The 19,075-nt window shown below is 73.3% G+C and carries 19 protein-coding genes; 10 read left to right on the top strand and 9 right to left on the bottom strand.

The features are described from left to right. Nucleotides 1–171: 171 nt before the first annotated feature. Nucleotides 172–1,302 (top strand): sensor histidine kinase, encoded by a 1,131-nt coding sequence (locus tag ACQEU6_RS06745; protein ID WP_499329743.1) that lies wholly within the window; start codon nucleotides 172–174, stop codon nucleotides 1,300–1,302. A gap of 206 nt (nucleotides 1,303–1,508) precedes the next feature. Then, nucleotides 1,509–2,318 carry a hypothetical protein gene (locus ACQEU6_RS06740; RefSeq protein WP_499329740.1) on the top strand — a complete coding sequence of 270 codons (810 nt, stop codon included), beginning with the start codon at nucleotides 1,509–1,511 and terminating at the stop codon, nucleotides 2,316–2,318. Here the strand turns inward: ACQEU6_RS06740 and ACQEU6_RS06735 are convergent. Further along, nucleotides 2,236–3,009, bottom strand: coding sequence for a pyridoxal-phosphate dependent enzyme (locus ACQEU6_RS06735; protein ID WP_499329738.1), 774 nt, complete (start codon nucleotides 3,007–3,009; stop codon nucleotides 2,236–2,238). The genes ACQEU6_RS06740 and ACQEU6_RS06735 overlap by 83 nt on opposite strands. A 246-nt stretch (nucleotides 3,010–3,255) precedes the next feature. Here ACQEU6_RS06735 and ACQEU6_RS06730 point away from each other — a divergent pair, with 246 nt between their 5' ends. Continuing rightward, the gene (locus tag ACQEU6_RS06730) at nucleotides 3,256–4,623 is read left to right on the top strand and encodes an ankyrin repeat domain-containing protein (protein WP_499329736.1); all 1,368 of its coding nucleotides are present in this window, start codon (nucleotides 3,256–3,258) and stop codon (nucleotides 4,621–4,623) included. A 483-nt stretch (nucleotides 4,624–5,106) separates the two neighbouring features. On the opposite strand, the gene ACQEU6_RS06725 is transcribed toward ACQEU6_RS06730, so the two are convergent. Beyond that, entirely contained in the window at nucleotides 5,107–5,904 is a 798-nt protein-coding gene (locus tag ACQEU6_RS06725; protein WP_499329734.1) for an NAD(P)H-binding protein, read from the bottom strand. 78 nt (nucleotides 5,905–5,982) lie between these two features. On the opposite strand from ACQEU6_RS06725, the gene ACQEU6_RS06720 reads away from it, so the two are divergent. Beyond that, a complete protein-coding gene (locus ACQEU6_RS06720; protein WP_499329732.1) occupies nucleotides 5,983–6,492 on the top strand; it encodes a TetR/AcrR family transcriptional regulator in 510 nt (169 codons plus the stop codon). A 125-nt stretch (nucleotides 6,493–6,617) separates the two neighbouring features. Beyond that, nucleotides 6,618–6,857: a hypothetical protein gene (locus ACQEU6_RS06715; RefSeq protein WP_499329729.1), complete on the top strand. Its 240-nt coding sequence runs from the start codon at nucleotides 6,618–6,620 to the stop codon at nucleotides 6,855–6,857. A gap of 53 nt (nucleotides 6,858–6,910) precedes the next feature. On the opposite strand, the gene ACQEU6_RS06710 is transcribed toward ACQEU6_RS06715, so the two are convergent. Then, entirely contained in the window at nucleotides 6,911–7,450 is a 540-nt protein-coding gene (locus tag ACQEU6_RS06710) for a recombinase family protein (protein ID WP_499329727.1), read from the bottom strand. A gap of 239 nt (nucleotides 7,451–7,689) precedes the next feature. On the opposite strand from ACQEU6_RS06710, the gene ACQEU6_RS06705 reads away from it, so the two are divergent. Both ACQEU6_RS06705 and ACQEU6_RS06700 read left to right on the top strand, forming a co-directional pair. After that, nucleotides 7,690–8,214 carry an RNA polymerase sigma factor gene (locus tag ACQEU6_RS06705; protein WP_499329725.1) on the top strand — a complete coding sequence of 175 codons (525 nt, stop codon included), beginning with the start codon at nucleotides 7,690–7,692 and terminating at the stop codon, nucleotides 8,212–8,214. Further along, on the top strand, nucleotides 8,211–9,320 hold the full coding sequence (locus ACQEU6_RS06700; protein WP_499329722.1) for a hypothetical protein: 1,110 nt from the start codon (nucleotides 8,211–8,213) through the stop codon (nucleotides 9,318–9,320). The genes ACQEU6_RS06705 and ACQEU6_RS06700 overlap by 4 nt, the downstream gene beginning before the upstream one ends. Before the next feature lie 324 nt (nucleotides 9,321–9,644). Here the strand turns inward: ACQEU6_RS06700 and ACQEU6_RS06695 are convergent, their stop codons facing one another. The 3 genes from ACQEU6_RS06695 to rox form a co-directional block, all read right to left on the bottom strand. Next, nucleotides 9,645–9,785: a hypothetical protein gene (locus ACQEU6_RS06695; protein ID WP_499329720.1), complete on the bottom strand. Its 141-nt coding sequence runs from the start codon at nucleotides 9,783–9,785 to the stop codon at nucleotides 9,645–9,647. Between the two features lie 269 nt (nucleotides 9,786–10,054). Continuing rightward, entirely contained in the window at nucleotides 10,055–10,825 is a 771-nt protein-coding gene (locus tag ACQEU6_RS06690; protein ID WP_499329718.1) for a hypothetical protein, read from the bottom strand. A 299-nt stretch (nucleotides 10,826–11,124) separates the two neighbouring features. Further along, nucleotides 11,125–12,552 carry a rifampin monooxygenase gene (rox, locus tag ACQEU6_RS06685; RefSeq protein WP_499329716.1) on the bottom strand — a complete coding sequence of 476 codons (1,428 nt, stop codon included), beginning with the start codon at nucleotides 12,550–12,552 and terminating at the stop codon, nucleotides 11,125–11,127. A gap of 286 nt (nucleotides 12,553–12,838) precedes the next feature. Here rox and ACQEU6_RS06680 point away from each other — a divergent pair, with 286 nt between their 5' ends. Then, nucleotides 12,839–13,357 (top strand): MarR family winged helix-turn-helix transcriptional regulator, encoded by a 519-nt coding sequence (locus tag ACQEU6_RS06680; RefSeq protein WP_499329715.1) that lies wholly within the window; start codon nucleotides 12,839–12,841, stop codon nucleotides 13,355–13,357. A gap of 38 nt (nucleotides 13,358–13,395) precedes the next feature. Here ACQEU6_RS06680 and ACQEU6_RS06675 read toward each other — a convergent pair whose 3' ends face one another. After that, complete coding sequence (locus ACQEU6_RS06675) at nucleotides 13,396–14,385, bottom strand: helix-turn-helix transcriptional regulator (protein ID WP_499329714.1); 990 nt, start codon at nucleotides 14,383–14,385, stop codon at nucleotides 13,396–13,398. 107 nt (nucleotides 14,386–14,492) lie between these two features. Between ACQEU6_RS06675 and ACQEU6_RS06670 the strand changes: the two genes are divergently transcribed. Next, on the top strand, nucleotides 14,493–14,915 hold the full coding sequence (locus tag ACQEU6_RS06670) for a VOC family protein (RefSeq protein ID WP_499329713.1): 423 nt from the start codon (nucleotides 14,493–14,495) through the stop codon (nucleotides 14,913–14,915). A gap of 174 nt (nucleotides 14,916–15,089) precedes the next feature. On the opposite strand, the gene ACQEU6_RS06665 is transcribed toward ACQEU6_RS06670, so the two are convergent. Next, nucleotides 15,090–15,566, bottom strand: coding sequence for a carboxymuconolactone decarboxylase family protein (locus ACQEU6_RS06665; RefSeq protein WP_499329712.1), 477 nt, complete (start codon nucleotides 15,564–15,566; stop codon nucleotides 15,090–15,092). A 199-nt stretch (nucleotides 15,567–15,765) separates the two neighbouring features. On the opposite strand from ACQEU6_RS06665, the gene ACQEU6_RS06660 reads away from it, so the two are divergent. After that, nucleotides 15,766–16,665 (top strand): RNA polymerase sigma-70 factor, encoded by a 900-nt coding sequence (locus tag ACQEU6_RS06660; RefSeq protein WP_499329711.1) that lies wholly within the window; start codon nucleotides 15,766–15,768, stop codon nucleotides 16,663–16,665. Nucleotides 16,666–16,746: 81 nt separating this feature from the next. Here the strand turns inward: ACQEU6_RS06660 and ACQEU6_RS06655 are convergent, their stop codons facing one another. Further along, nucleotides 16,747–19,056 (bottom strand): ATP-binding cassette domain-containing protein, encoded by a 2,310-nt coding sequence (locus ACQEU6_RS06655; protein ID WP_499329710.1) that lies wholly within the window; start codon nucleotides 19,054–19,056, stop codon nucleotides 16,747–16,749. Nucleotides 19,057–19,075: the final 19 nt, after the last annotated feature.

Here is a 19,075-nt window from a genome sequence, read left to right as displayed (position 1 = left end):
AAAGGTAGTGCCGTCGCCCGACAGAATCAGCGAGGCACCGAACGGATGATCCGCAAGCCGTCCCTGCAGGCCGATCTCCTCAACGCCCGGCCAAGCGCCGCCTCATTCGCCTGCATGCCTCCGGTCCCGCGCGGCCGGTGGCGGGAGCTTGCGCTGGTAGCGTCTGCATTCGTGCGGGACCGGTTCGAGGCGTCGTTGCCGGCGCGGTGGAAGGCGCCGCTGGTGGCGGGCGCGCTGGCGGCGCTGTCGCCGGTGCTGCTGCTTGCGCCCCGCGGCGTGCCGGCCGAGGCCGGGCGTCCGCTGGTGACGGTGCTCGTCGTCGTCCAGGCCACGGCGCTGTGGTGGCTGAACTCGCGGCCGGCCGTGGTCACCGCCGTCGCGGTGGTCTCCGGCGCGGCCCTGCAGTTCCTGGTCCCGGAGGCCGGGACGGGGATCGCGCTGGTCGTGCTGAGCACGTTCGCCTGGCTGAGGCCCGCGAGGACGTCGCTGTGGGGAGCGGCGGGGGCCGCGGTCGTCCTGGGCGTGGCCGCCGGTGCCGGCGGCCACGGCGTCGGGGCGGTCCTGTGGCCGGTCGCGGCGGTCCTGGCCTGGAGCTGGGGCGCGCTCGGACGGGCCTGGGCGGCGCGGCGGCAGGCCGAGTCGCGCCGGGCCGTGCTGGAGGAGCGGGCCCGCATCGCCCGTGAACTGCACGACGTCCTGGCGCACACGGTGTCGGTGATGGTGGTGCAGGCAGCCGCCGCGGACGACGTGTTCGACGCCAGCCCCGAGAAGGCGCGGCAGGCGGTGCGGAGTCTGGAGGCGTCGGGGCGGGAGGCGCTGGTCGAGCTGCGCCGCTTCGTGCGCACCGTGCGCCTGCTGGACGGGGAGGCCCCGGCGCTCTCCGACGGCGACGCCCTGGTGCCGCAGCCGACCCTGGAGGACCTGGACCGGCTCGCCGGGACGGTGGAGGCCGCCGGGCTGCCCGTCCGCGTGGTGCGCGACGGTTTGGAGGGCGCCGACGTCCCGCCGGGCGTGTCCCTGTCGGCGTACCGGATCGTGCAGGAGTCGCTCACCAACGCCCTGCGGCACGCGCGCGGCGCGTCCACCGCGTTCGTGACGGTCTGCGCGCGGGACGGTGGGCTGACGGTGGAGGTCCGCGACGACGGGACGGGCGGCGGCCGGTCGGCCTGGGCGGGCTCCGGGCAGGGCGTCACCGGGATGCGCGAGCGCGCGGCGCTGCTCGGCGGGACGCTGGAGGCCGCACCGGATCCGTCGGGCGGGTTCCGGGTCCGCGCCCACCTGCCGTTGAAGGAGACCGCGTGACGATCCCGCTCGACGCGGCGCGGGCGCCGGTGATCCTCAGCGGGCTCGGGGTGCAGGGCGTGGTGTTCGCCTACGACCTCGGGGTGGTCGGGCCCGGTCTCTCCGTCTGACGACGGAGGGCGCAGACCGGTCCGTCGCCGGAGGTGCGGGGGAGGGCTCCGTCCCTACCGTCGGGGGCATGGTCCTTTCCCGAAACCGGCCGTCCCGTGCGGACCGCGCGCTCCGGCGGCGGCAGCGCAGGCGGCAGCGGCGCGCCGCCTTGGCCCTGGTGCGGCGCCGCGGGCTGGGGGCCGAGGCCGTGGGGGATCAACGCGCCCTACGCCGAGCTGAACCTGCTTTACCACGCGGTGTTCAGCGTCCTGCTGCCGGTGACGCTCGTCGAGTTGATGTTCCGCGACCTCGGCCGGACGCCCTACCTGCGGCGCGCGGGGCTCGCCGGCACGGGCGTCGCGGCGCTGCTGGGGGTCGGGCTGCTGCGGGTGTCGGTGCCCCCGGCGGAGGACCCCGGCTACCTGCTGTCGGGGCGGGCGGCCCTGGTGATCCTGGGGCCGGCGGCCGCGGCGGTGGCGGCGGCACTCGCCCGGCTCCCGCGCGTCGCGGGCCGCCGTCCGGTCGGGGGCGCCGGGCCCGTTCCCGGTCTGTTCCGGCTCGGGGGCGTGTGCGCCGTCGCTGCCTTCGCCTTCCTGGCGCTGCTGTTCCCCTTCGCCGGCGCGCACCATCCGGCGTTCCTTCCCCGCGCGTGGGTGCCGCTGCCGATGGCCGCCGCGGCGGCGGTCGCCGGTGCCGCCGCCTGGGCTCTGCGCCGGTGGGGCGCGGCGGACGGCTGGACGGCCCGTCACCGGCTGGCCGCGGCGGCCGGGGCTCTGGTCGCCCACACCGCCTTCGGGCTGGTCTCCCACACCCGCCACCCTCTCGACACCGCCGGCCTGGCCGTCATCGGGGCGGTGATGGTCCTGCTCCTGCACCGCCCCGACCATCGCCTCGACACCGCCACCGCTGCGCCGCAGAACTCGTGAAGGCGAAGGTGCGGGCGCGGTCCAGGCCGACCGCGCGGCCGGCGCGCAGGCTCTCCAGCATCGAGGGGGCGCCTTCGGCGTTGACCCCCACGATCCGGGTTCCGGGCGCGTGCTCCTTCATCCAGCGCGCCACGCCGTTGATCAGCGCGCCGTCGCCGACCGGGAGCACGACGGCGTCGAAGCCGGAGGCCGGTGCGCGGCGGGTCAGCTCGACGCCGATCGTCCCGGCGCCCTCGGCGATCGCCGCCTGCACGCCGTCCTGCAGGTGGACGCGGCCGGGATGGCGCTCGGCGTGGGCGGCCGCGGCCTCGCGCGCCGACGAGCCGTCCGGCCCCGCCGCGACGACGCGCGCGCCGAAGGTCTCCATCCGCTCCCGCTCGGCGGGATTGATCGTCTCGGGCACGAACACCTCGACCGGCATCCGGCGGGCCCGTCCCGCGTAGGCGACGGCCTGCCCGAAGTTGCCCGAGCTGGCGCACTCCACCGGAGTGCCGGGGGCGAGGGTGCTCATCATGAGGTCGGCGCCCCTGCCCTTGAAGCTGCGCACCGGGTTGGCCGTCTCCAGCTTCACCGTCACCGCGCGGCCGCCCAGCGCCCGGCTCAGCTGCTCGTCGAGGTACTGCGGGGTGTTGAGGAACACCGGATCGATCACTTGTACGGCCTCCTCGATCCGCGTCACGTCCAGGTCCATGCGCCGCCCTTCACCGGGGCTTCTTCCGACCCGGCCGACGCTATTCGAGCTCCCGATCGAAGCGATTGAGAATTCTTGTGCCAGGACGCAATAATCTTGCGCGCCCGAAGCGCCGTCCAGCGACGGATCGCCCGCTACCCCAAGGACGGCCTCATCACCCGGCAGCTCGGCGTCCTGGCCCCGCACCGCTTCGGCTGAGCGCCCGAGCCGTTCGACCGACTCTGCCTCTGCTGTTACCTTGACCCGATGCGAAGCGGGGCCCTGCACACCGACGTGCTGCGTCAGATCGAGCGGTTGGGCGGGACCGTGCCCGGGACGGTGGAGACGGGCGTGCACTGGACCGACGCGCCCAGGCCGCTGCCACTGGAGATCGAGACGCTGATGGCGGTCGCATGGCCGCCGCGCACCCTGCTGGTCACCGCCGAGGACGGCGACCGGGTGAGCTTCCCGCAGGGGAGCGGCGGGGGCGATCCGTTCGGGGTGGACCGGCCGTGCTTCGTGATCGGGTTCAACGAGTCGACGCAGTACTACTGGGTCGTCGACCTCGACGACCCGCGGCCGGGCGATCCCGGCGTCTACCGGATCGACCACGACGGTTCCGACGCGGCGGACGCCTTCGGTCGTCCGCGGCGGTTGTCGCGGATGCTGGCCGAGCTGACCGTCTATGCGCCGCCGGATTCCGCCCGGCTGGCCAACGCCTGCGCCCACGGCGACCTGGAGACCGTGGCCGCCGCGATCGCCGCGGGTGCCCCGTTGGGGCCGGCCGAGGACGACCGCTCGGCGATGACCCCGTTGCACTTCGCGGCGATGTCGGGCTCGGCCGAGACGGTGCGGGCGCTGCTGGCCGCGGGCGCCGACGCCGGCGCGCGGACCGGCCACGACAGCCTCCTGTCGGAGCTCGGCCTGCATCCCGACGACTTCGGGATGGACCGGATCGAGTATGACGTGGCGCCGCTCTGGATGGCCGTCAGAGGACCGTTCCGCACCGACCGGCCCGGGCCCTCGGTGGAGGTGGTGCGGGCGCTGCTCGATGTCGGCGCCGACCCACGGGCGAGCGACCGTATCGGCACGACTGCGCTGCACGTCGTGGCCGAGAGCCGGTTCAGCCGGGAGCGCAAGCGGGCGGTCGCCGAGCGGCTGGAGATCCTGCGCCGCCTCGTCGACGCCGGCGCGGACGTCGAGGCCGAGGACAGGATCGGCACGACCCCGCTGCTGGTCGCGGTCAAGGCGCCGGAATTCGTCGCGGCGCTGCTCGACGCGGGGGCGGACCCGGCGCGGCGCACCGCACACGCGGACCTGTTCGGGATCGAAGGCATGTCCGCCCTGCACGCCGCCGCGGGCGGCAGGTGTCAGGAGGCGCTCCGGCTGATGCTCGATCGCTCCGACGATCCCGACCCGCGCACGACGGCGGGCGCGACGCCCCTGCACTACGCGGCGTGGTGGGGAGCCGCGCCCGATGTCATCGAGATGCTCATCGCCGCCGGGGCCGACGTCGACGCCCGGATCGCCGACCCGTCCGGGCTCAAGGTCGGCAGTGACACACCGCTCGGCATCGCCAGGGAGCGGGGCCACGACGAGATCGCCGAGGTGCTCGCGCGGGCCGGGGCGGCCTGACCGGCCACGGGGCTGCACCTCGAGCACTGGACGATCCTGGACGAAGAGCGCGACCTCATCGCCGGCAAGCGCGGCGCCGCGCGACCGACGGGCGGGTGTGGGTCGTGTGGGCAGCGCGCCTGAGGGCGGGCGACGGACGGGTTGCAGGGTGACGGCCCCACGGATGCAGACGGTGGCGGTGAGCCACTGCCCGACGGCGGCGTTCTGGCTGCCGCACACGGGGTCCTCGGCGACGCCGCGCCAAGAGGCGAAGGTGCACATCTCGAAATGGTGCTCGGATCCGTCCGGGTGGGCTCCGATCGCGCCGACCATCGCACCCGGGACGATGACGGTGTCGGATGCTTCCCAGCGCAGCGTGGCGGAGACGAGGACCCCGAAGGTGAGGCCCTTACCGCTCGGTGCGGGTGCGGAGCGGGGCTGGTCCCGCCGTTACGCGCGGGAGCGGCGGCCAGGATCCTGTTCCTCGGCCGCCGCTGCACACGTCTATCCAAGGAACTCCCGCAGCGAACGCGGTTCGCGGCCCAGGATGTCGGCCACGGTCGTGGTCGTGCTCGCCCAGCGCCCGTCCCCGATCTGCGACATGAGTTCGGCCAGGTCACGCGCCGCTCGGGCGGGCATGCCGCGTTTCTCCAGGTGAACGGCGGCTTCCTCCACCGTTAGGTCCACGTAACGCACGGTACGGCCGAGTGATCGGGTGAGCTCGGCGGCGACCTCATCGTGCGTAGGCGCCACAGGCCCGGTGAGCTCGTACGTGGCGTCGGCCCCGACGGGACGCGTGAGCAGCGCGGCTGCGACCGCCGCGATGTCACGCGCGTCGATGTAGCCGACGCTGCCCCTGCCGTACGAGCCGAAGATCCGCCCCTCCTCGTCGACGTCGCCCGCGAGGTTCTGCATGAAGCCGACGGGCGCCAGGATCGACCACGGCACTCCCGAGGCCTTGAGATGCTCGTCGACCTGCCCGTGCATGCCGAACCCGAGCAGGCTGCTCGACGTGACGCCGCGCACGGAGACGGTCACCACCTGCGCCGCACCCGCGGCCGTCGCGTGATCGATGACCGCCTTGTGCGCTCGCACGAAACCCGGCCACAGCCCGCTGTTGAGAAAGAGCCTGTCACCCGGCTCGAGTGGGATGCTCTCCGGCCGCTCCAGGTCGCCGACCACGTAGTCGCATCCCAGCTCCTCGCCCTGTTCCGCGCGCCGCACCACGGCACGCGCGACACCGCCGAGTTCCTCGACCAGCGCACGCCCGATCGTGCCGGTCGCACCCGTCACCACGATCATCACAACCCCCTTAAACGGAATGTCGGCTTCCGGTTATATACTAACCGGAAGGCTGTCGTCCAATTCGAGGAGAGTTCAATGCGCGCCGATGCCCGCCGCAATCGGGACAGGATCCTGGAGGCGGCACGCGACGCGGTGGCCGAGCGCGGCGCGGACGTGCCGATGGAACTGATCGCCCGCCGGGCCGGCGTCGGTGTCGGCACGCTCTACCGCCGCTTTTCCGACCGCGGCGTGCTGCTCGCCGCCTTGGCGGAGCAGTACGTCCACGAGCTCATGGACGGCCTCGACCGCGCTGTGGCGGCCGAGGCCGACGCGTGGGCGGCCGTTCGCGCCTTCGTCGTCTACAGCGTGGAAAAGGGCCGTGGCGCCATCGCGGCCTCGCTGGCCGGGACCACCGCGCCGCAGGCAAGGCAGGCGCTGGTGCGGCGACTCGACGAGCTGGTACGGCAGGCGCAGGCGGAGGGTGCAATGCGTTCAGACGTCGGCACCGGCGACATCTTGGAACTGCTCAACGTGTTCGCCTGCCACCCGGGCGTCATCCCAGAGCGCTTCCTCCCCATCATGCTCGACGGCCTCGACCGCCGTTAGCCTTGCCGCCTCAGCAGGTCATCGCAGGTAGGGCGTCCGGCCGAGGTCCCGGAACCGGGCGTTGGGCGACGGCACCGGGCCGCGGCCGTCCGGGCCGGGGCGCCGCCGTGTCGTGGATCATCTGCTTGAGCACCTTCAGTCAGTCGTCCTCCGGCCTGGGTGGCGATGATCGCGCCGTAGAGGATGTGGTCGATCTGCGGGCGCAACTCCTGCACGGTGACGTGTTCGGGTGCGGCTTGGACGAGGCCGTCGAGGTTGCCCTGGCTGTGGGAGATGAGCGCGACGTCGAAGCCGTTCAGCCGTGTGGTGACCGTGACGACCGGGCATCGGGGGTCGAGCAGCAACCGAACGGCCAGCTGCGTTAGCGGGCCGTCCGGGCCGGGGTTGTCGCAACCGGCCGTTCCGATGCGGGTGGAGGTCAGGCGGTCGGTCCGGGCCGGTTGGGGAGGAGATCGGCGAGGGCGGTCCGTACGGCGACTCGGTTCACCCCGTGCCGGCGGGCGAGCGATGCGATCGAGGCGCCCGCCTCCTCCAGGTAGGCGGTGCGGACTTCCTCGCGCTGTTCACCGGTCAGGGCCGGGGGCCGGCCACGGTGGCGCCCCTCCGCGGCCGCCGCGGCGATGCCTTCCTGGGTGAGGTCGTTCTGCAGGTCCCGTTGGAACTGGCCGACGCTGGTGATGACGCTGATGACGAGTTCGGTCGTCGGGTCTTTGGCGGCGAGGTCGGCGAAGTTGCTCAGCGGCCCGGACAGGACGTGCAGGGACACGCCCCGGGCCAGGCACCAGCCGCGTATGCGGTGGGTGTCGATCAGGTCCCGGCACAGGCGGAACAGCTCGGAGACGGCCAGGGAGTCGCCGGGGTCGGCGGCCGCGGCGACTTCGGCGAACGCGGGCCGCTCCAGCGCGGGGATCTTCGAGGTGGTCGCAGCGTCCTCGAACAGCCGGACGCCGTCGTACATCGCGGCTTCGACGGCGGGTGTGAGTGGTTGTGGTGCAGGAAATCCCGGTGAGAACGATCAAGGTCCGGTTGGCGGCCGGAATGCGGATTCGCGTCGCTCGGCCCAAGGACGTCGCCGCCGTGGTGATCGACGGCACGCTTCCCGGCCTTGCGGGCCGCTGCCGGGGAGGAACCCGGTAACTTCGGGTGTCCTGCCGGACCTGTACGTGTGTCCGCCTCCTCCGGCAGGGAGCCTTGCCCTTGAGACCCGATGAAGAACGGTTCACCGCGCTCTTCCGGCAGCACCACGCGCGCGTCCTGGCGTACGCGCTGCGCCGCACCGACGCGGCCCGAGCCGATGACGTGGTCGCCGAGACGTTCACCGCCGCTTGGCGGCACGCGTCCGCGCTGCCCGACGATCCGCTGCCCTGGCTGTACCGCACCGCCGCCAACTGCCTGGCCAACCAGCACCGCTCGCGCGTACGGCAGGAGCGCCTCGCCGGGCGCCTCGCGGGCGAGCCCGCCCGCACCGGCCCCGACCCCGCGCACGGCGTCGTCGAGCAGGACCGGCTGACCGACGCGCTCGCCCGCCTCGGCGCCGCCGACCGCGAGGCCCTGCTGCTGGTGAGCTGGGAGGGCTTGGACAACCACGCCGCCGCCTACGCCGCCGGGTGCTCGGCCACCGCGTTCAAGGTGCGGCTGCACCGCGCCCGCAAGCGCCTGGCCGCGCTGCTGGCCGAACCCGAACCCGATTCCGCGCCCGTCCGCCCGGAGGTGGCCCGATGACCGATCTCCACGCTCGCCTCGCCGCGGCCAACCCCGTGGACGTCGCCGCCCTGGGCGCGACCGCGGGCACCCCGGACGCCCAAGCCCTGCTCGAACGCATCCTGGACGAGCCCGCGCCGCGCCGCGCCGCCCGTCGCCCGCTGCGTCCTCTGCGGCGCCGCTGGAAGCTCGTCCTGCCCGCCGCAGCGGCCCTCACCGCCGGGGCGACCGCGTTCGGCGTGCTCTACGAGCCGCCGATCCCGCACCAGACGATCGTCACCGCCGGCGCCGCCCACGACGTGCTGCTCGCCGCCGCCGCCCGCACCGCCGCGCCCGAGACCAAGGGGCGGTTCTGGCATGCGGTGGGGGAGAAGTCCGTCGCGATCCGGCGCACGCACCGCGGCAACGACTACATGCTGCTCGGGGTCTGGTCGACCGAGCTGTGGGAGCCGACCGACCGGCGCGACGGCGACGGCGTCTTCGCCAGCACGCAGGAAGGGGTGCGGCCGATCACCGCCTCCGACGCCGCCGCCTACCGCCGAGACGGATCCCCCAAGGCGAACGAGAACCCCGACCCGGACGCGGGCGTCGTCGTCCCCGACGTGCCCGACACGCCGCGCGGCCACGACGACGGCACCTTCTACGAGGGCGACCTCGCGAGCCTTCCGACCGATCCGCTGCGCATGCGCACCGCGATCCTGGGCTGGATGCGCGATCACCGCGCGACGCCGTCGCGCCCCGACCTGCTCCTCTACCAGGTCGGCATCGACGGCCTGATGGCCGACCGCTCGGCCCCGCTGCCCGCCCAGACCCGGGCGGCGCTGTTCCAGATGCTGGCGAGCCTGCCAGGGGTGCGCAGCCTCGGCACCGTGAAGGACCCGCTCGGCCGCAGCGTCACCGCGCTCACCATGTCCGACACCACCGGGGCGCTCGGCACCCTCGACTGGCGGCTCTACCTGGACGCGCGCGCGGCCACGGTCGTCGGCACCGAGGCCGTGGTCGTCAAACCCGGCCGCAAGAACCGGCTCCTGCGACCGGGTGTGCCTCAGTACCGGCACCTCGTCCGGACGGCGGGCTGGACCAACACCCCACCCGCGCACCCGCTACCCGGTGCGACGCCACACTGACCCGGCGTCCCAACGGAGGCGGCCGCCTCGGCACACCGCCGGGGCGACCGCCGCGAGGTCACCGTCGCGCCTGCCGGACGGCGATCACCGGCAGCGCCGCCCAGTGCCCGGCCCCGGCCCCGGCCATGGCGGCGTCCACAATCAGATCCAGCGGCGCTCGCCGAGCACGCCAAGCGCGAGGCATACCCCGAAGCCGTCGAGCAGGCCCACGCCGACTTCGCCGACCCCCGTAACGCAGACGTCCCCCGGCCCCGACCGGACGCCGCGGCGTGCTCAGCTCATGACCATGATCGTTCTCACCGGGATTTCCTGTACCGCAGCTACTCACACCCGGACGGTCTTCCACTTCTCTTGGAGCCGCCGCCGGGTGATGCCGTCGTACCGCTCCAGTTCCCGGTAGATCCGGCGGGTCTGGCGCAGCAGGTCCTCGTAGGTCGCCGGCGCTGGGTCCGGGGTCTCCTTCATGGCTCCCACGGTGCCACCCTCTGGTCCGCCGCGCTGGTCAGATCTCGTCGGGTCATGGCTGTGCCATGGTGCCAGTGGCGAGAGTGCCGGCGGCCGCCGCCGATCCTGGCCGCAAGGGGCAACGGATTCTGCTCGGCGGCGGGCCGGGCCGCCCATCGGCGGTTCTGGCGCATCCGCCGGCCCCTGCCGGGTGCTCGTGTTCGCCGGTTCGCCCGTGGTCGGTTCGCCTTCCTCAGGCGCCTACCGGTACCGCACGCGCTCGCTTCTGGCTAGGAGAAGTACTGGCGCTTGCACAGGCCCGGCTGCAGGCAGATGAACCCGTGGTTCTTCGCCCTGAACAGGAATTTGGGCTTCGTGTCGTTGTGGTCGATGAACATCTCGTGGTGCGGCGCCTTCTGCCGCCAACCGACCAGGATGTACTTGCCGTCCTTGAAGACCGACATGCCGAGCTTGTAGCGGATCGAGCCGCCGGTCTTCTTGCAGAACGGGTTGGTAGCCGAGTGGTCGAGCTGAAAGCCGGCCGATTTGCCGTTCTTGTTCACCTTTGCGTTGATGACCTTCATCTTCTTCATGGAGGCGCGTTTGCGAGCGACGACCTTGCCCTTGCGGTTGATCACCTTGGAGGTGCCCACATCCTTGGTGACCGTGATCTTCTTTTTCTTCCAGTTGATGCTGACCCGCATCATCGTCCGGTAGGACCGCTTCGCGGTGGAGTAGGAGCGTCCGTCGCCCGTGAACCAGTACCTGGTCCCTCCGGTGGGGTCGCTGTAGTAGCAGCCGAGCGCGCTCACCTTGCTGTTCTTGATGAACGTTCGGTAGGTGACAGTGGTGGTCTTGCGCTTGGCGGCCACCTTCGCCGGGTCGCCCACGGTGTTCTCCGCGTAGATGACCGGGGCCGTGGGACCCGTGGGCGCTCGGAGGGCCGATGCCGTGGCGGGCGCGGCGGCGGCCTGCTGCGCGGCGCCCACGTCCGCGCCGAGCGCGAGCACGCCGGTGGCGGCGACACCGACGGAGAAGGTCTTGAAGGTGATTGCACTCAAGGGAAAGCACTCCTTGATCGCGTTTACGGTGCGAGGGGATGGATGGGACCGGGAACGTATCTAGTGATCTCTCCGGCCCGATTCTCATCGGTCGTCCGCTCCTGGACGAGCCCGAACCCGGCCAACGAACAACGGTTTCAGGACAACCTCGGGCCCGGCCCTGTGGCAGACCTGCGGCCTACAAGTGTCCGCGGCCAAAGGGGGGGAGGTCAGAAGAAGAATGACACCACGGTGCCGGGCATGGGCTCGGCCATTGTTCGAGCGGCACCGGCCGTCGCCGAACCGGTGCGCTCGGATGCTCAGGCGGTGGGAGCGCCGAACCATCGGGTCATGGGGCCGAGCAGGTCCGTCTGGTCGTCGCCGACCCATGCCACGTGGCCGTCCGGCCGGAGCAGGGCCGCGGGCACCTGGAGTTCCTCGCCGGCGCCGGTGACGTGGTCGACGCGGTCCGTCCAGCCCGCGACCGAGAGGCGGCCGGTCCGGTCGAGCAGCAGCCCGCGGCCGTCGTGCATCAGCTCGTAGAGGCGGCCTTGCTTCAGTGCGACGTCCCGGAGCCTGCGGCCGACGAGCGGGTGGTCGCCGCCGAGGTCGTAGCGGACCCCGGTCGCGATGATCTTCTCGGTCAGGTGGCGGTTGACCTCGTCGAAGTCCATCAGTTCCGACAGCAGCTTGCGCACGGCCAGGGGGCCGGGTTCGGTGGACAGCAGTTCCATCTGGGCGCGGGTGTTGTCCAGCACGTCGGCGGCGACGGGGTGGCGTTCGGTGTGGTAGGTGTCCAGCAGTGCCGGCGGAGCCCAGCCGCGGATCTGCGCGGCGAGTTTCCAGCCGAGGTTGAACGCGTCCTGGATGCCGAGGTTGAGGCCCTGCCCGCCGGTGGGCGGGTGGATGTGCGCCGCGTCGCCGGCCAGCAGCACCCGTCCGATCCGGTAGCGCTCGGCGAGCCGGGTGGCGTCGCCGAAGCGCGACAGCCAGCGCGGAGAGTGCGCGCCGAAGTCGGTGCCGGCGACGGCGCGCAGCCGCTGCTTGAACTCCTCCAGGGTGGTCGGGGCCGAGCGGTCCCGCGCCACGCCCTCGGCGGGCACGCCGACGCGGTGGACGCCGTCCGCGAGGGGCATGATCCCGAACCGCTTCTGGGTCTTGCGGACCTCCTCCATCACGGCGGTCAGCGTCTCCTGCGGCGCGGTGAGCTCCACCTCGCCGAGCAGTGTCTCGACCCGGGACGGTTCGCCGGGGAACCCGACGCCGAGCAGCGTGCGGACGGTGCTGCGGCCGCCGTCGCAGCCGACGAGGTAGCGCGAGCGCAGCCGGGTCCCGTCGGCCAGCTCGGCGGTCACCCCGTCGCCGTCCTGGCTGAGTCCGACGACCGCGCGGCCGCGCCGGATCTCGGCGCCGAGCTCGGCGGCGCGTTCTTCCAGCAGCCGGTCGGTGACGGGCTGCAGGATGCCGAGGACGTAGGGGTGGGCGGTGTCGAGCCCGTCGGGTGCGGGTTTCCTGATGGCGCCGAAGAAGCCGCCGAGCGGGTGCTTCTTGCCGTGCGCGAGGAACCGCTCCAGGAGGCCGCGCTGGTCCAGCAGCTCGATACTGCGCACGTGCAGGCCGAGGGCGCGGACGTAGGGGACCGGCTCCGCCTCCTTCTCCAGCACCCGGACGCGCACGCCGTGCAGCCGCAGCTCGCCGGCCAGCATCAGGCCGGTCGGCCCGCCGCCGACCACGATGACGTCGATCATGAATCCCCCTTGAGCGGTGCGGTTCCCGGCCGGCACGCTCCGGCGGCCCGCCGGAGCGTGCCGCGTCCCCGTTCACGCGGGTACCGGCTTCGGTCGACGATTGTGCGGCACGACCGGGGTCTTGCCGCAAGCCCCCCGGCCCGCTATAAGTTGAAAATGGAGGGGGTGGAGTCGTCCTCCCTCCGGCGCGGCGCGGAGCGCCGCGCCTTCCCGGGGCGTCCGGAATCCGGCACAGGTCCTGCCCGATTGATATTCTCAACGTTGAGATTGTCGCGGGAGGGTGGGAATGGCGGACGCGGTGGACGCGATCCTGGCGCAGTGGGGCCGCGAGCGTCCCGACCTGGACGTGTCGGCGATGGGCGTCGTCGGGCGGATCTCGCGGGCGCAGGCGCTGCTCGGCCGGGAGTTGAAGGAGTTCTTCGCCGCGCGTGGGCTGGAGAGCTGGGAGTTCGACGTCCTGGCGACGCTGCGCCGGCATGGCGCCCCCTACGAGCTGACGGCGGGCGCGCTGCTGCGGGCGGCGATGGTCACCTCCGGGGCGATCACCAACCGGATCGACCGGATGGAGGCCAAGGGCCTGGTGGAGCGGGTGCGCGACACCGGTGACCGGCGGTCGGTGCGGATCGGGCTGACGCCGCGCGGCCTGGAGATCGTGGACGAGCTGGTCGGCCTGCACGTCGCCAACGAGGAGCGGCTGCTGGCGGCGCTGGCGCCGGCCGAGCGCGGGCGCCTCGCCGCCGCGCTGCGCACGCTGCTGGAGTCCCTCGGCGACACCTCCCTCCGCTCCCCGTCCGGCGACGGTTGACGGCCCCGCCGCACGCGCCGGCCCGGGGCCTCGCGCGGTCAGGTGGCGGCGGGTGCGGTGAAGGGGCGGATGGCGCGGGCGGCGCGGTCGGCGATGGCGGCCAGGTGGCCGGCGAGCTCGGGCGGGTCCAGGAGCGTGTAGTCGACGGGCAGCAGGGTGACGCGGTAGGCCAGGAAGCGCATCGAGTCCGACCGGGTGTGCAGCAGGCAGGTGCGGCCGCCGGCGGGTTCCAGGACGCCCTGCCAGGCGGTGACGTGCTCGGCCGCCTCCTCGATGGGGGCGTGCAGCAGCAGCCGCGCCCGGATCGTGCCCGATCCGCCGGCCAGGGTGTCCATGGCCCAGGAGGCGGGGTCGGCGCCGCCGGGCAGGCGGAGTTCGGGGCCGCGCATGCCGGTGCGGTGCGGGTCGGTGACGCGGTCGGCGCGGAAGGTGCGCCAGGCGGCGCGGTCCTCGTCGTGGGCGACCAGGTACCAGCGGCGGCCGGCGGTGACGAGGCGGTGGGGCTGGGCGAGCCGGCGGGTGCGGCGGCCGTCGGCGGCGGTGTAGGTGAAGCGGACCTTCTCGCGGGTGAGGCAGGCGGCGGCGAGCAGGGCCAGGACGGCGGGGTCGGCGGCGGGCGGGGCGCCGTCCTGCGGCGGCAGGGGCACGGCGGCCTCGGTGAGGGCGGCGACGCGGTGCCGCAGCCGGTGGGGCAGGACCTGTTCGAGCTTGGCCAGGGCGCGCAGCGAGGTGTCCTCGATGCCGGTGACGGCGCCGGAGGCGGCGGTGCGCAGGCCGATCGCGATGGCGGTGGCCTCGTCGTCGTCCAGCAGCAGCGGCGGCATCGCGGCGCCGGCGGTGAGCCGGTAGCCGCCGGTGCTGCCGTGGGTGGCGTGGACGGGGTAGCCGAGCTCGCGCAGGCGGTCGACGTCGCGGCGGATGGTGCGGGCGGTGACGCCGAGCCGCGCGGCCAGTTCGGTGCCCGACCACTCGCGGGGGGTCTGCAGGAGGGACAGCAGCTGGAGCAGCCGTCCGGACGGATCGCGCATGTTCGCCATCCTGCCGCGCCTCTAGGACGTTGGGTGACCTATTGGCCGTCTAGCGTCGTGGGTGTCGGGGCCGGACCGTCCGGTTCCGGGTGATCGGGAGGTCGGACATGCTACGGGGATTCGCCACCATCAGCTTCTGGGCGGACGACGTGGAGGCGGCCAAGGACTGGTACGCCGACCTGCTGGGGATCCGGCCGTACTACCGGGTCGCGGGCCCGGACGGCCGCGCCGCCTACTACGAGTTCCGAGTGGGCGACTACGAGCACGAGCTGGGGCTGGTCGACGCCCGGTTCCGTCCGGGGGCGCCGCCGGCGGGCCCGGGCGGGGCGGTCGTGTTCTGGCACGTGGACGATCTGGAGGCGGCGGTGGAGCGGCTGCTGGCGATGGGCGCGCGGACGCACGAGAAGATCACCGAGCGGGGCGAGGGGACGGGGTTCGCGACCGCGTCGGTGGTCGACCCGTTCGGCAACGTGCTGGGCGTGATGTCCAACCCGCACTACCTGGAGGTGCTGGCCGGGAAGCCGGCGTGAACATCGGGCACCGCGCCCGGTGGCGCGCGGGCGGGCCGTCACGAGGCAGGCGGGCAAGGCGAGCCTCCCGGCGGAAGGCGGGGCCCCGGCAGCGGGAGCAGGCTGCCGGGGGCGGGCCTTCGGAGGGGGCGCCGGGTGCTCGGCCTTTCGGTCGAGCGGCTCCGGGACGCGGGGTCATGCGGCCGGGGCGGGCTCGTGGCCGCCGCCGCGCTGCCGGTTGATGACGGCGAAGCGGTTGGTGGCGTTGATGAGGGCGACGAACGCCACCAGGGCGGCGAGCTGGTCGTGGTCGTAGTGCCGGGCGGCGTCGGCCCACGCCTCGTCGGTGACGCCGCCGGCGCCGTCGGCGATGCGGGTGCCCTGCTCGGCCAGTTCCAGCGCGGCGCGCTCGGCGTCGGTGAACACCGTCGACTCGCGCCAGGCCGCGACCAGGTTGAGGCGGGTGGCGGTCTCTCCCGCGGCCGCGGCGTTCTTGCCGTGGACGTCGGTGGCGTAGCCGTCGCCGTTGATCTGGCTCGCGCGCAGCATCACCAGGTTCTGGGTCGCGGCCGGCAGCGTCGACTCGTTGATCAGCACCGGGGCCGTCGCGCCGTAGTGCCCCAGGGCCGCGGCGATGACCGGGCTGCCGAACAGGTTCAGACGGGATTCCATGGCTGCTTCCTCACTGGTGGGGGTGCGTGCCGCGCGACCGTCGGCGCGGCATCGGACGACCATGGAGATGCCGGTGGCCCGATGCCTGTGACGGCCGGGTGATGTGGCGCATGCCACACGCCGGGGCTGTCACAGGCGGGCGGCGACCGGCACCTTCGTGCGTGGGACACGATCAACCGCGAAGGGCGGAGCGACGACGATGAGCGAGTACGGCGAACCGGCCGCGGACGCGGCCACCGAGGCGTTCGCGGCGCACCGCAACCTGCTGTTCACCGTCGCCTACGAGATGCTCGGTTCGGCCGCCGACGCCGAGGACGTCCTGCAGGAGACGTGGCTGCGGTGGGCGGGCGTCGATCTGGAGCAGGTGCGCGATCGGCGCGCCTACCTGGTCCGGATGACCACGCGTCAGGCGCTCGGCCGGATGCGCACGGTGCGCCGCCGCAGGGAGTCGTATGTCGGGCCCTGGCTGCCCGAGCCGCTGCTGACCGCGCCGGACGTGGCCGAGGACGTCGAGCTGGCCGACAGCGTCTCGATGGCGATGCTGCTGGTGCTGGAGACCCTCGCGCCGACCGAGCGGGCGGTGTTCGTGCTGCGCGAGGTGTTCGACCTCGGCTACGAGGAGATCGCCGAGGCGGTCGGCAAGACGCAGCCCGCGGTCCGCCAGATCGCCCACCGGGCCCGTGCGCACGTCGCCGCCCGCCGCCCGCGCGGGGCCGTCTCGCCGGCCGAGACCCACGACGCGCTCAAGGCGTTCCAGCGGGCTGTCGAGAGCGGCGACCTGCAAGGCCTGCTCGACAAGCTCGCTCCCGACGTCGTCCTGCTGGGCGACGGCGGCGGAGTCGTCCAGGCGGCGCTGGAGCCGATCGTGGGCGCCGACGCGGTGGCCCGCGTGCTGGCCACCGGACGGCTCAGCACGATCGCCGCGGCGGTGGAGCCGGTGCAGGTCAACGGCTATCCGGCGCTGGTCCTGCGCCTCGACGGCGAGATCGACGCCGTCATCGCGGTGCGCCTCGACGACGGCCTCATCACCGGCCTGTACGCCGTGCGCAACCCTGAGAAGCTGTCCAGGGTCGAGCGGGAGACCGCGCTGCGCCGCTGAGCCCGGCCCCGGCCGCGCGTCCCCGGCTCCGGCGCCGGTGCGGGCCTGGGCCCGCCGGGGGCGCCGGCGGGCCGGGCCGGGTCAGGTGTTGTGGACGTAGTCGCGCAGGTGGCGGGCGGTGAGGGTGTCGGCGCCGGCGACCAGGTCGGCGGGCGTGCCGGTGAACACGACGCGGCCGCCGTCGCTGCCGGCGCCGGGGCCGAGGTCGATGATCCAGTCGGCGTGGGCCATGACGGCCTGGTGGTGCTCGATGACGATGACGGTGTTGCCGCCGTCGACGAGCCGGTCCAGCAGGGCCAGGAGCTGGTCGACGTCGGCCAGGTGCAGGCCGGTGGTGGGCTCGTCCAGGACGTAGGTGCCGGCCTTCTCGGCCATGTGGATGGCGAGCTTGAGGCGCTGGCGCTCCCCGCCGGACAGGGTGGTGAGGGGCTGGCCCAGTCCGAGGTAGCCCAGGCCGACGTCGGCGAGGCGGTCCAGGACGGCGCGGGCCTGCCCGGCGGTGAAGAACTCGCGGGCCTCGGCGACGCGCATGGCCAGGACCTGGCTGATGTCCTTGCCGCGCAGGGTGTAGGTGAGGACCTCGTCGGTGTAGCGGCGGCCCTGGCACCGCTCGCACACCGAGGCGACGCCTGCCATCATCGCCAGGTCGGTGTAGACCAGCCCGATGCCCTTGCAGGCCGGGCAGGCGCCTTCGGAGTTGGCGCTGAACAGGGCGGCCTTGACGCCGTTGGCCTTGGCGAAGGCGGTGCGGACGTGGTCCAGCAGCCCGGTGTAGGTGGCGGGGTTGCTGCGGCGGGATCCGCGGATGGGGGACTGGTCGACCACGACGACGCCGTCGCGGCCGGGCAGCGCCCCGTGGATCAGGGAGCTCTTGCCCGATCCGGCGACGCCGGTGACGACGGTGAGGACGCCGAGGGGGATCTCGGCGTCGACGTCCTTGAGGTTGTGCAGGTTCGCGCCCTTGATGGCCAGGTGCCCCGACGGCTCGCGGACCTTCTCGCGCAGCCGGGCGCGGTGGTCCAGGTGGCGTCCGGTGAGGGTGCCGGACGCGCGGAGCCCGGCGAGGTCGCCGGTGTAGCAGATCCGGCCGCCCTCGGCGCCGGCGCCGGGGCCGAGGTCGACGACGTGGTCGGCGATCGCGATGGTCTCGGGCTTGTGCTCGACGACCAGGACGGTGTTGCCCTTGTCGCGCAGGCGCAGCAGCAGGTCGTTCATGCGGGCGATGTCGTGGGGGTGCAGCCCGGCGGTGGGCTCGTCGAAGACGTAGGTGATGTCGCTGAGGCTGGAGCCGAGGTGGCGGACCATCTTGACGCGCTGGGCCTCGCCTCCCGACAGGGTGGGGGACTCGCGGTCCAGGCTGAGGTAGCCCAGGCCGATCTCGACGAGGGAGTCCAGGGTGTCCTGCAGGGCGGCCAGGACCGGCGCGACGGACGGCTCGGTGATCTCGCGGACGACGGCGGCCAGGTCGCTGATCTGCATGGCGGCGCAGTCGGCGATGTTGAGCCCGGCGATGCGGCTGGCGAGCGCGGCGGGGTTGAGGCGGGCGCCGCCGCAGGCCCCGCACGCGCTGAAGGCGACGGCGCGCTCGACGAAGGCGCGGATGTGGGGTTGCAGCGACTCGGTGTCCTTGTCCAGGTAGAGCCGCTTGACCTTGACCAGCAGGCCCTCGTAGGTGGTGTTGATGCCGCTGCTCTTGATCTTGGTGGCGGGCTTGTGGAGCAGGTCGTCCCACTGGGCGGGGGTGTAGTCGCGCAGTTTGGCGTCGGCGTCGAACAGCCCCGAGTCGGCGATGACCTTCCAGTACCAGGATCCGACGCCGAAGTTGGGGACGGTCACGGCGCCCTCGTTGAGGGAGAGGTCGCGGTCGACCAGTTCGTCCAGGTCGACGCGGGAGGCGCGGCCGAGCCCCTCGCAGTCGGGGCACATGCCCTCGGCGTTGTTGAAACTGAACGCCGAGGAGGTGCCGGCGTGCGGCTCGCCGATCCGGCTGAAGACGATGCGCAGCATGGTGTGGGCGTCGGTGGCGGTCCCGACGGTGGAGCGGGAGTTGGCGCCCATCCGCTCCTGGTCGACCACGATCGCGGCGCTGAGGTTGCGCAGCGCGTCGACGTCGGGGCGGCCGACGCTCGGCATGAAGCCCTGCACGAACGCGGTGTAGGTCTCGTTGATGAGCCGCCGCGACTCGGCGGCGACGGTGCCGAACACCAGGGACGACTTGCCCGACCCCGACACTCCGGTGAACACGGTCAGGCGGCGCTTGGGGACGTCCAGGCTGACGTCGGCGAGGTTGTTCTCCCGCGCGCCGCGGACCTCGATGACGTCGTGGGCGTCGGCGGCCCGGAGCGCGCCGGCGGGCGGCTCGGGCTGCGCGGTCGTCGGCTGGAGGGACATGGGCTTCCTCACTCGCTTG

Source organism: Spirillospora sp. CA-108201 (assembly GCF_050936235.1).
Classification (GTDB): Bacteria; Actinomycetota; Actinomycetes; order Streptosporangiales; family Streptosporangiaceae; genus Spirillospora.
The sequence above is the reverse complement of the archived record's forward strand: the minus strand, read 5'-3'. Positions and strand labels throughout refer to the sequence as shown.